The organism is Sphingomonas sp. (genome assembly GCA_019635535.1).
In the GTDB taxonomy this organism is placed as follows: Bacteria; Pseudomonadota; Alphaproteobacteria; order Sphingomonadales; family Sphingomonadaceae; genus Allosphingosinicella.
This window is the reverse complement of the sequence record JAHBZH010000001.1, coordinates 2,506,258-2,521,848: the sequence shown is the minus strand read 5'-3', so window position 1 is coordinate 2,521,848 and position 15,591 is coordinate 2,506,258. Positions and strand designations below refer to the sequence as shown.

The window sequence follows — 15,591 nt, the reverse complement described above, 5'->3', positions numbered from 1 at the left end:
AACGCCGACATGCTGAACCTGGACCGCCGCCAATTCCTCCTGGGCTCCGCCGCCGCCGGCGCGTTCGCCTTGTCCGGCTGCGCCGGCATGGCCCCGCGCTCGGACACCGGTTCGGCGCGCGCACTTTACGATTCCATTTTTGAAGGGATGCTGCGCGCGTCTCCGGAAATGGCGACCGGGCTCGGGCTCGACACCGGCGAACGCGCCTTCCTGAAGAGCCGCCTGTCCGATCTCTCGACGGCCGGCAAGATGGGCGTCTATCAGCCGCTGCTCGATCACATGCCCCGCCTGCGCGCCGTGGGCCGCGATGTGCTGCCGTCGCGAGAGCGAGCCTGGTACGACACCGTGCTCTGGCTCGGCGAGAGGATGGAGGCGGCGGCGGCCATCCCTTATGGCGGCATCGGCGGCTACAATTACCCAATCCCCTATGTGATCTCGCAATTGTCCGGCGGCTATCAGATCGTGCCGGACTTCCTCGACAGCCAGCACGGCATCGACAGCGCGGCGGATTGCGAGGCCTATCTTTCCCGGCTCGAAGCCTTCGCCGCCGGGGTCGGCTTCGAGGTGGACCGTGCCCGCGCCGATGCCGGGCGAGCCGTCATCCCGCCCTCCTACATTCTCGACAAGGCGCTGACCCAGACGCGCGCGCTACGCGGTGACGGCGGCGAGACGTCCGGTCTGGTCCAGTCGCTCGCGCGCCGCGCGCGTGAGAAGAGCATCGCCGGGGATTGGACAGCGCGCGCCGCCGCGATCGTCGACGGGCCGCTCGCCCGCGCGCTCGACCGGCAGATCGCCCTGCTCACCGGTATGCAGCGCGATGCCGGCACCCATGCCGGGGTCGATCGCCTGCCCAATGGCGCCGAGCTCTATGCCTTGTGCCTGCGCTATCATACCAGCACGAGCTTGACGCCGGCCGAAGCGCACCGGATCGGACTGCAGCAGATGGCGGAACTTACCGCCGAGCTCGATCCATTGCTCCGGCGCGAGGGGCTGACGCGCGGCAGCGTCGGCGCGCGGCTCACCGAATTGGGGCGGCAGGATCGCTGGCTCTATCCCAACAACGATGCCGGCCGCGCCGAGCTGATCGCCGATCTGCAGCGGCAGATGGAGGCGATCCGCGCGCGCATGCCGGACTGGTTCGGCGTCATCCCGACCACGGGCATGGAAATCCGCCGCGTGCCGCCGGCGATCGAGGTCGGCGCGCCGCGCGGCTATGCGCAGGGCGGCAGCCTCGACGGCAGCCGGCCGGGCGCCTTCTACATCAATCTGGTCGATACCCGCATCTGGCCGAAATGGGCGCTGCCGACGCTCACCTATCACGAAAGCGCGCCGGGCCACCTCTGGCAGGGCGCGACATTGATGGGCAACGACGCCATCCCGCTGCTCCACCGCAATATCGGCATTCCGGCCTTCGGCGAGGGCTGGGGCCTTTATGCCGAGCAGCTTGCCGCCGAGATCGGCGTCTATGACGATTTCCCGCAGGGGCGGATCGGCTGGTTGCAGAGCTTCCTCTACCGCGCCGCGCGGATCGTCATGGACACCGGGATGCACGCCATGGGCTGGAGCCGCGAGCGCGCGATCCGCTATTTCCGCGAGGAAGTCGGGCTCGACGAGATTTCCGCGACCAGCGAGGTCGAGCGCTACATCGTCTGGCCGGGCCAGGCCTGCAGCTACAAGCTCGGCCATACCGAATTCGTCCGGCTGCGCGAGCAGGCCCGCGCGGCGACCGGCGCGCGCTTCGACATCAAGTCGTTCCACGACGAGGTGCTGGGCTATGGCGACATGCCGATGGAGGTGCTCGCCCGCGTCGTCGCGGACTGGACGGCGGCGCGGGTCGGTTAGGCCGGCGATCGGCTGGCAGACGCCATGGCCGAGCATCTCGACGTCCTGATCGTCGGCGCCGGCATTTCGGGCATCGGTGCCGCATGGCATCTGCAACGGCGCTGTCCGGCCAAGAGCTATGCGATCCTGGAGGCGCGCCACGCGATCGGGGGCACGTGGGATCTGTTCCGCTATCCCGGCGTGCGTTCGGATTCCGACATGCATACGCTCGGCTTCCCGTTCCGGCCCTGGACGGGCGAGAAGGCGATCGCCGACGGGGCGTCGATCCGCGCCTATCTGGAGGAAACGGCGCGGGCGGGCGGAATCGACCGGCATATCCTGTTCGGCCACCGCGCGGTCCGTGCATCCTGGTCGTCGAAACAGGCAAGCTGGACGGTCGAAGTCGAGACGCCGCGGGGCCGGGGCGAATTCACCTGCGCCTTCCTCTATCTCGGCAGCGGCTATTACGATTATGCGCGAGGCTACCGGCCGGACTGGCCGGGCGAGGCCGATTTCGCCGGGCGCATCGTCCATCCGCAATTCTGGCCGGACGATCTGGACTGGGCGGGGAAGAAGGTCGTCGTGATCGGCAGCGGCGCGACGGCGGTGACGCTCGCGCCCGCTCTGGCCGAAACGGCGGCGCGGGTCACGATCCTGCAGCGCTCGCCCTCCTACATCGTCTCCCGCCCGTCGCGCGACGGCATCGCGCACGGCCTGCGCCGGATATTGCCCGCCCGCATCGCCGCGTCGATCGCGCGCTGGAAGAATGTGCTGCTCGGCATTCTCTTCTTCTCGCGTTCGCGCGCGAGGCCGGAGCGGGTGCGCGCACTGCTGCTCAAGCTGGTCGCCGACGAACTGCCCGGCCACGACATCGCCCGCGATTTCGCGCCGGTCTACAATCCCTGGGACCAGCGCGTCTGCCTGGTGCCGGACGGCGATCTGTTCGCCGCGATTCGGGCGGGCAAGGTCGAGATGGCGACCGATACGATCGCGACCTTCACCCCGAACGGCATCCGCCTCGCCTCCGGCCGCGAACTGGAAGCCGACATCGTCGTCACCGCGACCGGGCTGGTGGTGAAATTGTTCGGCGGCATGGCCTTGTCGGTGGATGGCGCGCCGGTCGATGTCGCCGATCGGGTGGGCTACAAGGGCATGATGCTGAACGACGTGCCGAACCTGGTCTTGTCCTTCGGCTATACCAACGCCTCCTGGACGCTGAAGAGCGATCTCACCGCCCGTTATGTCTGCCGCCTGCTCAGGCATATGGACCGGCGCGGCCTCGACATTGCGGTCCCGCGCCTGCCGGAGGGCGGGGTTGAACGCGCGCCGATACTCGATTTCACCTCCGGCTATGTCCGCCGCGCCGTCGGCAGTCTGCCCACGCAGGGCACGGAGACGCCATGGCGGACGCACCAGAATTACCTGAAGGATCTGATCGCCCTCGGCTGGGGCACGGTCACCGACGCCGCGATGGAATTCCGCCGGAAGGGCTGATCCCGCCGGTTGACTCGGCTCCCCCGTCGCGGCACCCTTACGTTTACGTAAGGGAGAGGAATCGGATGGCCGATCTGGAGACGTTTCGCCGCGAGACGCGCGCCTGGCTGGCGGCGAATTGCCCGGCGGAGATGCGCGAGCCGGTGCGCGACGAGAGCGACGCCTGCTGGGGCGGGCGCAACCCCGTCTTCAAGAACTCCGCGCAGAAGCAGTGGCTTGAGGCGATGGCCGCGCGCGGCTGGACCGTGCCGGACTGGCCCAAGGATTATGGCGGCGGCGGCCTCTCGCCCGAGGAAACCAAGATCCTGCGCCAGGAAATGGCCCGGATCGGCGCGCGCAATCCGCTCTACAGCTTCGGTATCTCGATGCTCGGCCCGGCCTTGCTGAAATACGGCACCGAAACACAGAAGAAGCATTATTTGCCGCAAATCGCGCGCGGCGAAATCCGCTGGTGCCAGGGCTATTCCGAGCCGGGCGCGGGGAGCGACCTCGCCAGCCTCCAGACCAAATGCGAGGACAAGGGAGACCACTGGCTGGTCAATGGCCAGAAGGTCTGGACTTCCTATGCCGACAAGGCGGACTGGATTTTCTGCCTGGTCCGCACCGACAGCCAGGCGCCCAAGCATAAGGGCATCAGCTTCCTGCTGTTCGACATGGCCAGTCCCGGCGTATCGACCAAGCCGATCCTGCTCATCTCCGGCTATTCGCCCTTCTGCGAGACCTTCTTCGACGACGTGACCGTGCCCAAGGACCAGATCGTCGGCGAGCTGAACAAGGGCTGGGACGTCGCCAAATATCTGCTGGGCCATGAGCGCGAGATGATCTCCGGCATGGGGCTGGGCGGCCATTCGGGGACGCTGGGAGAGGCGCTCGCGGACGCGGTGGCGGGCGATCCGCTGCTGCGCGCCGACGTGGCCCGCTTCGACGTGGATTCGCTCGCCTTCCGCGCGATGAGCGAGAAGTTCATCGACGAATTGAAGGCGGGCAAGGCGCATCCGGCCCAGCCCTCGATGATGAAATATGCCGGCACGGAGCTGAACAAGGCCCGGCACGAGCTGATCATGGCCGCCGGCGGCGCGGACGCGCTCGAATGGGAGAGCGAGCGGTCCCGCCAGGGCAAGTCCGCGCGCGAATGGCTGCGCACCAAGGCCAATTCGATCGAGGGTGGGACGAGCGAAATCCAGCTCGGCATCGTGGCGAAGCGCATTCTCGATTTGCCGGGAGCCTGATCGATGCCCCTCTACCTCACCGACGATCAGGCGATGCTGCGCGATACGGCGCGGGATTTCATGGCCGAGCAGGGCGCGATCAGGAGCCAGTTGCGGCACTGGCGCGACATCGGCTGCAAGGACGGCTTCGGCCATGGATTGTGGAAGCAGTTCGCGGAGATGGGCTTCGCCGGCATCCTGATCGGCGAGGAGGAAGGCGGGCTGGGCCTCGGCCATGTCGAGGCGGGGATCGTGCTGGAGGAGATCGGGCGCAACCTGACGCCGTCGCCCTTCCTGACGACGGCGGTGGCCTTCGTCGCGGCGGTGAAGGGCACGGCCCATGGCGCGCGCTGGTTTCCCGGCATCCTCGCTGGCGAGACTGTGGCGGCGCTGGCGATCGACGAGGGCGCCAGGCACCGGCCCGAGGCGATCGCGATGCGGGCGGAGCGCGCCGGCAACGGGTTCCGCCTCGACGGCGCCAAGCAGTTCGTGGTGCAGGGCGCCTCGGCAGACGTGACTTTGGTCGCGGCGCGCACGGACGAGGGGTTGACCCTGTTCGCGGTCGAGAAGGACGCGAAAGGGCTGGAGGTCGAGGGCGTGCGCCTCGCCGATGCCAGCATCGGCGCGCGGCTGACCTTCGACGGCGTGGAAGTCGATGCCGATGCGGTGGTCGGCGAGGTCGGCGGGGGCGATACGATGCTGGCGCGCTCGCTCGCCGCGGGCCGGACCGGCGCGGCGGCGGAGCTGGTCGGGCTGGCCAGCGCCGCGCTCGACATGACCGTCGACTATCTCAAGCAGCGCCAGCAGTTCGGCAAGCCGATCGGCGAGTTCCAGGCTCTGCAATTCCGCTCTGCCCATCTCTATTCGGAGCTGGAGATCGCTCGCGCCGCGACGCTGAAGGCGCAGCAATTGCTGGATGAGGGCTCGGACGCGGCCGAGGCGATGGTCTCGGTCGCCAAGGCCAAGGCGAGCCGCGCGTCGCAACTCGCGGTGCAGGAGGGCGTGCAGATGCATGGCGGCATCGGCATGACCGACGAGCACGATATCGGCCTCTACATGAAACGCGACCGGGTGCTCGCCGAGCTGTTCGGCGACGCCAATTACCACGCGGACCGGCTGGCGCGGCTGAAGGGATACTGATTCCCCTCCCTTGAAAGGGAGGGGGGAATTCAAACCATGCTCTACGATGATCCCCAGATATTCATTGATAATGATGACAGAAACGCATTGCGAATGACGAGCTCGGCCGCATCCAAAGCGTGCGAACTCGCCGCCGACGCGGGATTGCTTGTGATAACAGTCGAGGGCGGGCGATGGCTTAATCCCGGTGTGGAAGCGTGGCGTGATTGCATTTGGTGGGGAGAGCTCGACATCCACGCCTATGACGCCGCTCATGCGGCCAATCTGAAGGCCGCCAAATTCATCGTTTCGGAGACAGGCATCGAGCGCCCCGGAGGCATGGGCACACCCGACGTTTTCATCCTCACGGCGAAGCGATACGGCTTGGAGACCCCGCGCTCTCAATGAGAGGAGAAAAGAACAACGCCATGCCTCTCGATCCCGAAACCTTCGATGCCCTGATCGACACCGTCCGCCGTTTCGTCGCGGAGCGGCTGCGGCCGCTGGAGGCCGAGGTTGCCGAGATGGACGAGGTGCCCGAGGTCATCGTCCGCGAGATGCGGGAGATGGGGTTGTTCGGTCTCTCCATCCCGGAGGAATATGGCGGCCTCGGCCTCACCATGTCGGAGGAGGTACGCGTCGCGCTGGAATTCGGGCGGACGACGCCCGCCTTCCGCTCCGTCTTCGGCACCAATGTCGGGATCGGGAGCCAGGGCCTCGTCATGGCCGGTTCCGATGCGCAGAAGGCCGCATGGCTGCCGCGCATCGCCTCGGGCGAGATCGTCACCAGCTTCGCGCTGACCGAGCCCGATGCCGGCTCCGACAGCGCCTCGGTCCAGACCCGCGCGGTGCGGGAGGGCGACGTTTACAGGCTCACCGGCACCAAGCGCTTCATCACCAATGCCGACAAGGCGAGCCTGTTCACGGTCATGGCGCGCACCGGGGGGGAGGGCGCGAAGGGCGTCTCGGCTTTCCTCGTCTCCGCCGACCTGCCCGACGTCTCGATCGGCAAGCCGGAGCGCAAGATGGGGCAGCAGGGCGCCCATGTCTGCGACGTCAATTTCGACAGCACGCCGGTGCCCGCCGCCAATAGGCTCGGCGAGGAGGGCGATGGGTTCCGGATCGCGATGCGCGTGCTCGATCGGGGGCGGCTGCACATCGCGGCGGTCTGCGTCGGCATCGCCGAGCGGCTGATCGCGGATTGCGTCGCCTATGCGACGGAGCGCCGGCAGTTCGGCAAGCCGATCGCCGATTTCCAGCTTATCCAGGCGATGATCGCGGACAGCAAGACCGAGACGATGGCGGCGCGCGCGCTGGTGCTCGACACGGCGCGGCTGAAGGACGAGGGCAAGGCGATCACGCTGGAGGCCGCCGCCGCCAAATATTTCGCCAGCGAGACGGTCGGCCGGGTCGCCGACCGCGCCGTCCAGATTTTCGGGGGGGCCGGCTATGTCGCCGATCACGGCATCGAGCGGCTCTATCGCGACGTCCGCCTGTTCCGCATCTATGAAGGCACCAGCCAGATCCAGCAGCTTGTCATCGCGCGCGAGACCATCAAGAATGGCGGCTGACCGGGACAGGGGGACAGGCATGAAAAGGTGGATGTTCGCGGCGGCGCTCGCCGCGCTGGCGACACAGGCGCAGGCGCAGGACGGCGCGCTACGGGATGCGGTGACGCGGGATTATCGCGACAATCTCTCCGCCCTGTTCGATCATTTCCATCGCAATCCGGAGCTGTCCGGCATGGAGGTGCAGACCTCTGCGCGGATGGCGCAAGAGCTGCGCGCGCTCGGCTATGAGGTGACGACGCGCGTCGGCGGGCATGGCGTCGTCGCCATCCTGCGCAACGGCGCGGGGCCGACCGTGATGCTGCGCGCCGACATGGACGGCCTGCCGATCGAGGAGCGCTCCGGTGTCCCCAATCCTTCCCGCGCGCGACAGGCGGACGCGCACGGCGTCGAGCAGCCGGTGATGCATGCCTGCGGCCATGACGTGCACATCACCGCTCTGGTCGGTACGGCGCGGCAGTTGATTGCCAGGCGCGGCAACTGGTCTGGCACCCTGATGCTGATCGCCCAGCCGGCGGAGGAGACGATCTCCGGCGCGCGTACGATGGTGCAAGACGGCCTATACACGCGCTTTCCCAAGCCCGATTATGCCGTCGCCTTTCACGTTTCGTCCGGGCTTCCGGCCGGGCGCATCTCGGTGCCGGAGGGCATCGCTTATTCCAGCTCCGACATCGTCAACATCCGGGTCAACGGTGTCGGCACGCACGGCGCCTCGCCGCATCGCGGCGTCGATCCGGTGCTGGTCGCCGCGCAGATCGTGGTGTCGCTGCAATCGGTGGTGAGCCGCGAGATCGCTCCTCTCGAAGGGCGGGTGATCACCGTCGGCGCGATCCATGGCGGCGTGCGCGGCAACATCATTCCCGAACATGTCGATATGGCGCTCACCGTGCGCGCCGACACGCCGGAGGTGCGCGCGCAGCTCCTAGACGGCATCGACCGCATCGCGCGCGGCACGGCGTTGGCGCTGGGCGTGCCGGAGGATCGGCTGCCGGTCGTCACCCGCTCGGCGGTCGAGACCACGCCGCCGACCCGCAACGATCGCGACACGGCGATCCGCGTGCGCGAGGCGATCGCCGCGGCGATGGGCGCGGACCGGCTGATCGACGAGCCGCGCGAGGGCATGGGCGCGGAGGATTTCGCCTATTTCGTCACGTCCGAAAGCGGCGTGCGCGGCGTCTATTTCGGCGTCGGCGGCACCCCGCCCGAGGAGCTGGAGACGGCGGCGGGCCACCATTCGCCCTTGTTCCGGATCGTGCCGGAGCCGGCGGTGACGGCAGGCGTGCAAGGCATGGTGATCGCGGCCGAGACGCTGTTCGCGCGGCGCTAACCCCGCCGCAGCAGCACGTTCATCTGCGCGGAAGCGATCGGCTTGTCGCGGTCCTGCTGCCAGGCATGGGCCTCGACATTGGCGACGCGGTTGCCGAGCCGGGTGACGACCGCGCCGGCGAAGGTGTCGTGGCTGACCCCGCCGCGCAGATACTGGACGGTGACGTTGATCGGCTTCACATTGACGCCCGCCGCGTCGCCCAGCGCCTCGTAGAGCGCGCCCAAAGCCGCGAATTCGAGCAGGCCGGCGATCGCGCCGCCGTGCAGGTAGCCGGGACGGCCAAGCACCGCGTCGCCGAAGGGCATGGCGAACAACAGCGCGCCGTCGTCGTCCCGGCGCTTCTCGATGCCGAGGAAGCGGGCATAAGGCGGCAAAGGGTCCAGCATCGCGCTTGTCCTTAGGGATCAGCGGGGGCGCTCGGCAAGACGGGATGCGGCTTGCGGCGGCGGGAAATCGCTCTAGCCTGCCAATCGTGACCAGGCGCATGGCATGGCGGAGGGCGGGGCGCATCGCGGCGCGGGTCGCGGCGGCGATCATCGCCGTGCCGCTGCTCTATCTGCTGATCGCGGCGATTCTGGGCGCGGTGCCGGCCAATGTCGCCTGGCGCGCGCCGGAGCAGGGCATCGCCATCTTGGTGCGCTCCAACGGCGTCCACACCTGGATCGTGATGCCCAAGACCAACAGCCATATGGACTGGCGGCCTTATGCGCCCGGCGAGCATCTCGCCGATCCGCGCTGGGGCGGCGCCAATTATGTCGCGATCGGCTACGGCAATCGCGATTTCTACCTGAACACGCCGACCTGGGGCGATCTCTCGCCGCGCACCGCCTTCGCCGCCTTGTTCGGCGGCGGCCCGACCTTGCTCCATGTCGAGCACGACCACAATCCGCGCCCCGACGAATGGACGCGCCCGCTCAAGGTGACGCCGGACCAGTATCGCCGCCTGACGCGCTTCATCGCCGCGCGCTTCCGGTTGGATGACGCGGGGCGGACGATGCCCGTGCTTGGGCGCGGCTACCGCGCCAACGACATGTTCTACGAGGCGCGGGGCGGCTACAGCTTCGTCCTCACCTGCAACGAATGGACCGGCCGCGCGCTGCGGACGGCCGGTATCCGCACCGGCCTGTGGACCCCTTTCGCGCAAAGCATCATGTGGCGGCTCGATTGAGAGACAGCTTTGCGTTAGAGGTCCGGAACGATCTTTCAGGGGAGAGGACAATGGCGAAGATACTCGGCAATTTCCACATCGCGCTGGCGATCGGCGTCGTGTTGCTGGTCCTGGCGATGTTCGGCCTGCATGGCGAGGCGATCGGGCAGGAAGGCTATTGGGCGCAGTGGCTGCGCTTCTTCCACACCGCCGCCGGCGTGCTGTGGATCGGGCTGCTCTATTATTTCAACTTCGTCCAGATCCCGACCATGCCGAAGGTCCCGGCCGATCTGAAGCAGGGCATCACCAAATATATCGCGCCTGCCGCATTGTTCTGGTTCCGCTGGGCGGCGCTGGCGACGGTGGTGCTCGGCCTGCTCGTCGCGGAGATGCAGCAGGGCGGCTATGTCGCGCGCGCGCTGGGGCTGGAGCCGGGCTTCAAGACGATCGGTATCGGCATGTGGCTGGGCCTGATCATGGCCGCGAACGTCTGGTTCATCATCTGGCCGAACCAGAAAAAGGCGCTCGGCATCGTCGAGGCTTCGGATGAGGCGAAGGCCAAGGCGGCGTCGCTCGCGATGATGGCCTCGCGCACCAATCTTATCCTGTCATTCCCGATGCTCTATTGCATGATCGCGCAGACGCATATCGGCGGCTGAGCCTAAGTTGGGGAACTCCTCCGGCGCGGCGACATTCTGATACAATGTTCCGCCGCGCCGGACATAATTGCGCGACACGCGCCGGGGCATAGGGGCTGGCGATGCGTCGAATCTGCGTACCCCTGTCCGCGCTGGCCCTGGCCGCCTGCACCACCGTCGGACCCGATTACCGGCCGCTCGCGCCGACCGAGCTGGCCGTGCCGGAGACCTATGCCGGACCGGCGGCGCCTGGCGTCACGGCGGACCTGTCGCGCTGGTGGGAATCGTTCGACGATCCGTTGCTCACCCGGATGATCGCCGATGCGAGCGCCGAAAATCTCGATCTGGTGGTCGCGTCCGCCCGGCTGGTCCAGGCACGCGAGTCCCTCGTCCAGGCGCGCGCCGGGCTCGTGCCCACCGTCGGCGCCTCGGGCAGCGCGAACCGGAGTATCGGTCCGGGCGACGACACGACCCGCTTCAGCGTCGGCGCCGATGCCTCCTGGGAGATCGACCTGTTCGGCCGCATCCGCCGGGGTGTCGAGGCGGCGGGCGCGGACGCGGAAGGCGCCTGGTACGATCGCGAGGCGCTGCGCGCCGCGATCGCCGCCGAAGTCGCGACCAACTATATCGAAGCGCGGCTGGCGCAGGAGCGGCTCGCGCTGGCGCGCGACACGCTCGCCATTTCCGACGACAATCTCCAGATCGCCCAGTGGCGGGTCCAGGCGGGCCTCGCCTCCTCGCTGGATTCGGAGCAGGCGCGCGGCGCGCGGGCGAGCAATGCCGCGTCGATCCCGAACATCGAGAACAGCTTCACCAGCGCCACCTATCGCCTCGCCGTCCTCACCGGCCGGGCGCCGGGCGCACTGACCGCCGAGCTTGCCGAAGCGCGCCCGATCCCGCGCGGGCCGGCCGAGATCGCCGCCGGCATTCCCGCCGATACGCTGCGCCAGCGCCCCGACATCCGCGCCGCCGAACGCAGCCTCGCCGCCGCCACCGCGCGGGTCGGCGTCGCCGAGGCGCAGCTTTATCCCGGCCTCCGGCTGTCGGGCAGCATCGGCACCGCCGCCTTCTCGCTCGGCAACCTGTTCAGCGCGATCACCGGATCGATCCTGGGCGGGATCGACCAGACCCTGTTCGACGGCGGCCGGCTGCGTTCGCAGCTCCGCTCGCAGCAGGCGGCGACCGAGGCGTCGCTCGCGAGCTACCGCCAGTCGGTGCTGACCGGGCTCGAGGATGTCGAGAACGCCTTGCTGGCGCTCAACGCCGCGCGGACGCGTCAGGCGGAGTTCGCGATCGCGCTCGATGCCGCGACCAACAGCGCCATCCTCTCCCGCGTCCAGTATCGCTCGGGCCTCACCGATTTCCGCGCCCTGCTGGACGCCGAACGTTCGCTGCTCTCCGCGCGCGACGGCATGGCCAACAGCCGCGGCGACGAGGCCCGCGCCATCGTCCAACTCTATCGCGCCCTCGGCGGCGGCTGGGATGCCAGCGCGCCGCCGGAGACCGGAGCCAATCCATGACCGACGCCAATCCGCAGCCTGCAAGCAACGCGCCCGCCGAAAAGGCCGATCTCGACGAATTTCTCGGCGCGCCCGCGACGCGCGTGTGGTGGCGGCGGCCGACCTTCATCGTCGGCGCGATCGTCGCCGTTATCGCCCTGCTGCTCCTCTCCCGCTGCTTCGCGGGCGAGGCGGAGGGCGGGTTTGCGACGCAGAAGGTGCGGCGCGGCGACCTCACCGTCACCGTCTCGGCGACGGGCAATCTCCAGCCGACCAACCAGGTCGAGGTCGGCTCCGAACAGTCCGGCCTCGTGACCCAGGTCTTCGTCGACAACAACGATCGGGTGACGCGCGGGCAGCCGCTCGCCCGGCTCGACACCTCGCGGCTGCAGGACGAGATCGTCCGCGCCCAGGCCGCGCTCGCTTCCGCCCAGGCGCAGGTCGCCACCGCCCAGGCCTCGGCCGCGCAGGCGCAGGCCAATCTCGCCCGGCAGGAGGAAGTCTCCCGCCTGTCCGGCGGCCGGGTGCCGTCCGCGACGGAGCTGGACGCGGCCCGTGCCGAGAATCGCCGCGCCGTCGCCGGCATCCGTTCCGCCGAGGCGCAGGTCGCCCAGGCCCGGGCGCAGGTTTCCTCCGCCCAGACCAACCTGTCCAAGGCGACCATCTATTCGCCGGTGACCGGCGTCGTCCTCTCACGCCAGATCGATCCGGGCCAGACCGTCGCCGCCTCGTTCAACGCGCCGGTCCTCTTCATCATCGCCGAGGATCTGTCGGCAATGAAGCTGGAGGTCCGCGTCGACGAGGCGGATGTGGGCGAGGTCAATGACGGCCAGCGCGCAACCTTCGCGGTCGATGCCTATCCGGGCCGCACCTTCCCGGCGACGGTGACCCGCGTCGATGTCGGCGCCAACGCCTCGGGCAGCACCTCGTCGAGCGCCAGCGGCGCGTCTTCCGGCACCGGCCAGGTCGTCGCCTATACTGCGGAGCTGTCGGTCGCCAATGCGGACCTGCAACTGCGCCCGGGTATGACCGCGACCGCCGATATCGTGACCACCGAGCGGCGCAATGTCCTGCTCGTCCCCAATGCGGCCTTGCGCTTCTCGCCCGATCAGGCGGCGGCGGGGGGCAGCTCGCGGGGCGGGGTCACCTCCGTTCTCGTTCCCCGCGGGCCGCGCGGGATGCGGCGCGGCGGCCGGGGCGAGCGCGAGGTCACGATCGGGCGGGGCAGCCGCCAGACCGTCTATGTGCTCGGCGAGGACGGCAATCCGCGCGCCATCCAGGTCGTCGTCGGGGAGAGCAACGGCTCGGTGACCGAGATCGTCCAGGGCGAGCTCACCGAGGGCATGGAGGTCATCACCGCCCGGCTCGCGCCCGGCCAGGTCCAGCCCAAGAACAATGAGCGCGGCGAGGGGCGTCAGGGCCGCCGGTCCCGCGATGGCGGCGGCGATGCGGCCGGCGACCGCGCCGCGCCCGCCGAAGCGCCGGCCCCGCGCGATGCGCCGGGCAACGAACAGGCGCCGGCCACCGCGCCTGCGCGCAATGAAGGCGCCGCCAAGGCGGATGCGCCCGCGCGTCCGGCGGCGAGCGGCCCCGGCGGCGAGCGCGCCCGTTTGCGCGACATGACGCCCGAGCAGCGCCGCGCCCATTTCGAAAACCTATCGCCCGAAGAGCGCGCGCAACTGCGCGAGCGCCGGCAGCAGATGCGCGAGCGGCGAGGCGGCGGAGAGGGCGCGGAGCCCCGCAATGGCGAATGAGCCGATCATCTCGCTGCGCGGCGTCACCAAGACCTATGGCTCCGGCGCGACCGCCTTTCAGGCGCTGAAGGGCGTCGATCTCGACGTCGTGGCCGGCGATTTCGTCGCGGTGATGGGCCCATCGGGCTCGGGAAAGTCGACGGCGATGAACATCCTGGGCTGCCTCGACGTGCCCACCAGCGGCTCCTTCCGGTTCAAGGGCGTGCCGGTCGACAGCCTCGACCGCGACCAGCGCGCTTTGCTGCGGCGGCGCTATCTCGGCTTCGTCTTCCAGGGCTTCAACCTGCTCGCCCGTACCAGCGCGCTGGAGAATGTCGAATTGCCCCTGCTCTATCGCGGCGAGGACAAGGCGGCGCGGCGCGCGGGGGCGCTGGCGGCGCTGGAGAAAGTCGGCCTCAAGGATTGGTGGGATCATACCCCCGCCGAGCTGTCCGGCGGCCAGCAGCAGCGCGTCGCCATCGCCCGCGCGATCGTCACCAATCCCGACGTGCTGCTCGCCGACGAGCCGACCGGCAATCTCGATTCGAAGACCTCGGTCGAGATCATGGAGCTGCTGACCGGCCTCAACCGCGACAGCGGCATCACCGTGCTGATGGTGACGCACGAGCCCGACATGGCGAAATATGCCCGCAGCATCGTCCATTTCCGCGACGGGCTGGTGGAGCGGATCGACAGCAACGGGAAGGTGGACGCCTAGATGTTCTTCACCACCATCATCCTCGCGGTGCGCGAAATCCGGCGGCACCTGCTGCGCTCCTTCCTGACCACGCTCGGCATCGTCATCGGCGTGGCGGCGGTGGTGACGATGGTGACGCTGGGGCAGGGCGCGACGGCCGCCGTCGCCGAGCAGATTTCCAGCCTGGGCGCGAACATCCTGCAGATCCGCCCCGGCCAGGGCTTCGGGCGCGGCGGCGGCGGGCCGCAGCCGCCCGATTTTCAGATGGCGGACGTGGAGGCGATCCAGGACCAGGTCGCCGGCGTGCGCGCCGTGGCGCCGCAGGCCCAGTCTTCCGGCCTCGCCGTGCGCAACGCCGCCAACTGGTCGACCACGGTCAACGGCACGACCGCGCAATTCTTCACCGCCCAGCAATGGGCGCTGTCCGCCGGCCGCATCTGGAACGAGGCGGAGGAGGAATCGGGCAAGGCGGTGTGCATCATCGGCAGCACCGTGCAGCGCAACCTGTTCCGGAGCGACGATCCGGTCGGCGAACGCTTCCGCATCCGCGATCTCTCCTGCGAGGTGATCGGCACGCTCGCCGCGCGCGGGCAGGGCGGCTTCCAGGACCAGGACGATGTCGTGATCATGCCGATCAAGGCGGTGCAGCGCCGCTTCTCCGGCAATCGCGACATCCGCTTCATCATGGTCGCGGTGGACGATGCCTACGACACCGCCTCGGTACAGTCCTCGATCGAAAGCCTGCTGCGCGAACGGCGCAACATCCGCCCGGGGCAACAGGACAATTTCAACATTTTCGACACCCGCCAGATCAGCGAGACGCTGCAGGGCACGACGCGCATCCTCACCATGGTGATGGGCGCGGTCGCCGCCGTCAGCCTGATCGTCGGCGGCATCGGCATCATGAACATCATGCTGGTTTCCGTCACCGAGCGGACGCGCGAGATCGGCATCCGCCTCGCCATTGGCGCGGTGGCGGGGGAGGTGCTGATGCAGTTCCTGGTCGAAGCGGTGGTGCTGGCATGTCTGGGCGGTTTGATCGGGCTGCTATTGGCGCTGATCGCCACCTTCGCCATTGCGCCATTGATCCAGGTGCCGTTCCTGTTCGATCCGCAGATCAACCTGATCGCGTTCAGCGTCTCGGCGCTGATCGGCATCGTCTTCGGCTATTTCCCCGCCCGCCGCGCCGCGAGCCTCAACCCGATCGACGCGCTGCGCCACGAATAGGAACTGGCGCGCCCGGCAGGATTCGAACCTGCGACCCCAAGCTTAGAAGTTCCGCCGGGCGCAATTCCAAGGGGTCTCAGAGAATATCAAATCCTTTTAGATCAAGGGCATAG

General features: G+C 68.6%; 14 protein-coding genes. 13 read left to right on the top strand and 1 reads right to left on the bottom strand.

Going from position 1 to position 15,591, the window contains the following annotated elements:
- Nucleotides 1-9: 9 nt before the first annotated feature.
- From KF780_13010 to KF780_12980, 7 genes are all read left to right on the top strand, one after another.
- Nucleotides 10-1,842 carry a DUF885 family protein gene (locus KF780_13010; protein ID MBX3562718.1) on the top strand — a complete coding sequence of 611 codons (1,833 nt, stop codon included), beginning with the start codon at nt 10-12 and terminating at the stop codon, nt 1,840-1,842.
- 24 nt (nt 1,843-1,866) lie between these two features.
- Nucleotides 1,867-3,315: an NAD(P)/FAD-dependent oxidoreductase gene (locus KF780_13005; protein ID MBX3562717.1), complete on the top strand. Its 1,449-nt coding sequence runs from the start codon at nt 1,867-1,869 to the stop codon at nt 3,313-3,315.
- Between the two features lie 65 nt (nt 3,316-3,380).
- The gene (locus KF780_13000; GenBank protein MBX3562716.1) at nt 3,381-4,544 is read left to right on the top strand and encodes an acyl-CoA dehydrogenase family protein; all 1,164 of its coding nucleotides are present in this window, start codon (nt 3,381-3,383) and stop codon (nt 4,542-4,544) included.
- Nucleotides 4,545-4,547: 3 nt separating this feature from the next.
- Entirely contained in the window at nt 4,548-5,663 is a 1,116-nt protein-coding gene (locus KF780_12995) for an acyl-CoA dehydrogenase (protein ID MBX3562715.1), read from the top strand.
- A 36-nt stretch (nt 5,664-5,699) separates the two neighbouring features.
- Nucleotides 5,700-6,050 (top strand): hypothetical protein, encoded by a 351-nt coding sequence (locus tag KF780_12990; GenBank protein MBX3562714.1) that lies wholly within the window; start codon nt 5,700-5,702, stop codon nt 6,048-6,050.
- Nucleotides 6,051-6,070: 20 nt separating this feature from the next.
- Nucleotides 6,071-7,213: an acyl-CoA dehydrogenase family protein gene (locus KF780_12985; protein ID MBX3562713.1), complete on the top strand. Its 1,143-nt coding sequence runs from the start codon at nt 6,071-6,073 to the stop codon at nt 7,211-7,213.
- A gap of 19 nt (nt 7,214-7,232) precedes the next feature.
- Nucleotides 7,233-8,537 (top strand): amidohydrolase, encoded by a 1,305-nt coding sequence (locus tag KF780_12980; protein MBX3562712.1) that lies wholly within the window; start codon nt 7,233-7,235, stop codon nt 8,535-8,537.
- Here the strand turns inward: KF780_12980 and KF780_12975 are convergent.
- Entirely contained in the window at nt 8,534-8,923 is a 390-nt protein-coding gene (locus KF780_12975; protein MBX3562711.1) for a PaaI family thioesterase, read from the bottom strand. The genes KF780_12980 and KF780_12975 overlap by 4 nt on opposite strands.
- Before the next feature lie 98 nt (nt 8,924-9,021).
- Between KF780_12975 and KF780_12970 the strand changes: the two genes are divergently transcribed.
- The 6 genes from KF780_12970 to KF780_12945 all read left to right on the top strand — a co-directional run bounded on the left by KF780_12970 (nt 9,022) and on the right by KF780_12945 (nt 15,478).
- On the top strand, nt 9,022-9,705 hold the full coding sequence (locus KF780_12970; protein ID MBX3562710.1) for a TIGR02117 family protein: 684 nt from the start codon (nt 9,022-9,024) through the stop codon (nt 9,703-9,705).
- Between the two features lie 50 nt (nt 9,706-9,755).
- Nucleotides 9,756-10,343, top strand: a complete 588-nt coding sequence (locus KF780_12965) for a urate hydroxylase PuuD (GenBank protein MBX3562709.1) — start codon at nt 9,756-9,758, stop codon at nt 10,341-10,343.
- Nucleotides 10,344-10,444: 101 nt separating this feature from the next.
- A complete protein-coding gene (locus tag KF780_12960) occupies nt 10,445-11,842 on the top strand; it encodes an efflux transporter outer membrane subunit (GenBank protein ID MBX3562708.1) in 1,398 nt (465 codons plus the stop codon).
- Nucleotides 11,839-13,575: an efflux RND transporter periplasmic adaptor subunit gene (locus KF780_12955; GenBank protein MBX3562707.1), complete on the top strand. Its 1,737-nt coding sequence runs from the start codon at nt 11,839-11,841 to the stop codon at nt 13,573-13,575. The genes KF780_12960 and KF780_12955 overlap by 4 nt, the downstream gene beginning before the upstream one ends.
- A complete protein-coding gene (locus tag KF780_12950; GenBank protein MBX3562706.1) occupies nt 13,565-14,272 on the top strand; it encodes an ABC transporter ATP-binding protein in 708 nt (235 codons plus the stop codon). Before KF780_12955 ends, KF780_12950 begins: the two co-directional genes overlap by 11 nt.
- Entirely contained in the window at nt 14,273-15,478 is a 1,206-nt protein-coding gene (locus KF780_12945) for an ABC transporter permease (GenBank protein ID MBX3562705.1), read from the top strand.
- Nucleotides 15,479-15,591: the final 113 nt, after the last annotated feature.

Coding starts and splice junctions, on each gene's coding strand:
- KF780_13010 (MBX3562718.1), top strand. CDS start 10: ATGCTGAACCTGGACCGCCGCCAATTCCTCCTGGGCTCCGCCGCCGCC.
- KF780_13005 (MBX3562717.1), top strand. CDS start 1,867: ATGGCCGAGCATCTCGACGTCCTGATCGTCGGCGCCGGCATTTCGGGC.
- KF780_13000 (MBX3562716.1), top strand. CDS start 3,381: ATGGCCGATCTGGAGACGTTTCGCCGCGAGACGCGCGCCTGGCTGGCG.
- KF780_12995 (MBX3562715.1), top strand. CDS start 4,548: ATGCCCCTCTACCTCACCGACGATCAGGCGATGCTGCGCGATACGGCG.
- KF780_12990 (MBX3562714.1), top strand. CDS start 5,700: ATGCTCTACGATGATCCCCAGATATTCATTGATAATGATGACAGAAAC.
- KF780_12985 (MBX3562713.1), top strand. CDS start 6,071: ATGCCTCTCGATCCCGAAACCTTCGATGCCCTGATCGACACCGTCCGC.
- KF780_12980 (MBX3562712.1), top strand. CDS start 7,233: ATGAAAAGGTGGATGTTCGCGGCGGCGCTCGCCGCGCTGGCGACACAG.
- KF780_12975 (MBX3562711.1), bottom strand. CDS start 8,923: ATGCTGGACCCTTTGCCGCCTTATGCCCGCTTCCTCGGCATCGAGAAG.
- KF780_12970 (MBX3562710.1), top strand. CDS start 9,022: ATGGCATGGCGGAGGGCGGGGCGCATCGCGGCGCGGGTCGCGGCGGCG.
- KF780_12965 (MBX3562709.1), top strand. CDS start 9,756: ATGGCGAAGATACTCGGCAATTTCCACATCGCGCTGGCGATCGGCGTC.
- KF780_12960 (MBX3562708.1), top strand. CDS start 10,445: ATGCGTCGAATCTGCGTACCCCTGTCCGCGCTGGCCCTGGCCGCCTGC.
- KF780_12955 (MBX3562707.1), top strand. CDS start 11,839: ATGACCGACGCCAATCCGCAGCCTGCAAGCAACGCGCCCGCCGAAAAG.
- KF780_12950 (MBX3562706.1), top strand. CDS start 13,565: ATGGCGAATGAGCCGATCATCTCGCTGCGCGGCGTCACCAAGACCTAT.
- KF780_12945 (MBX3562705.1), top strand. CDS start 14,273: ATGTTCTTCACCACCATCATCCTCGCGGTGCGCGAAATCCGGCGGCAC.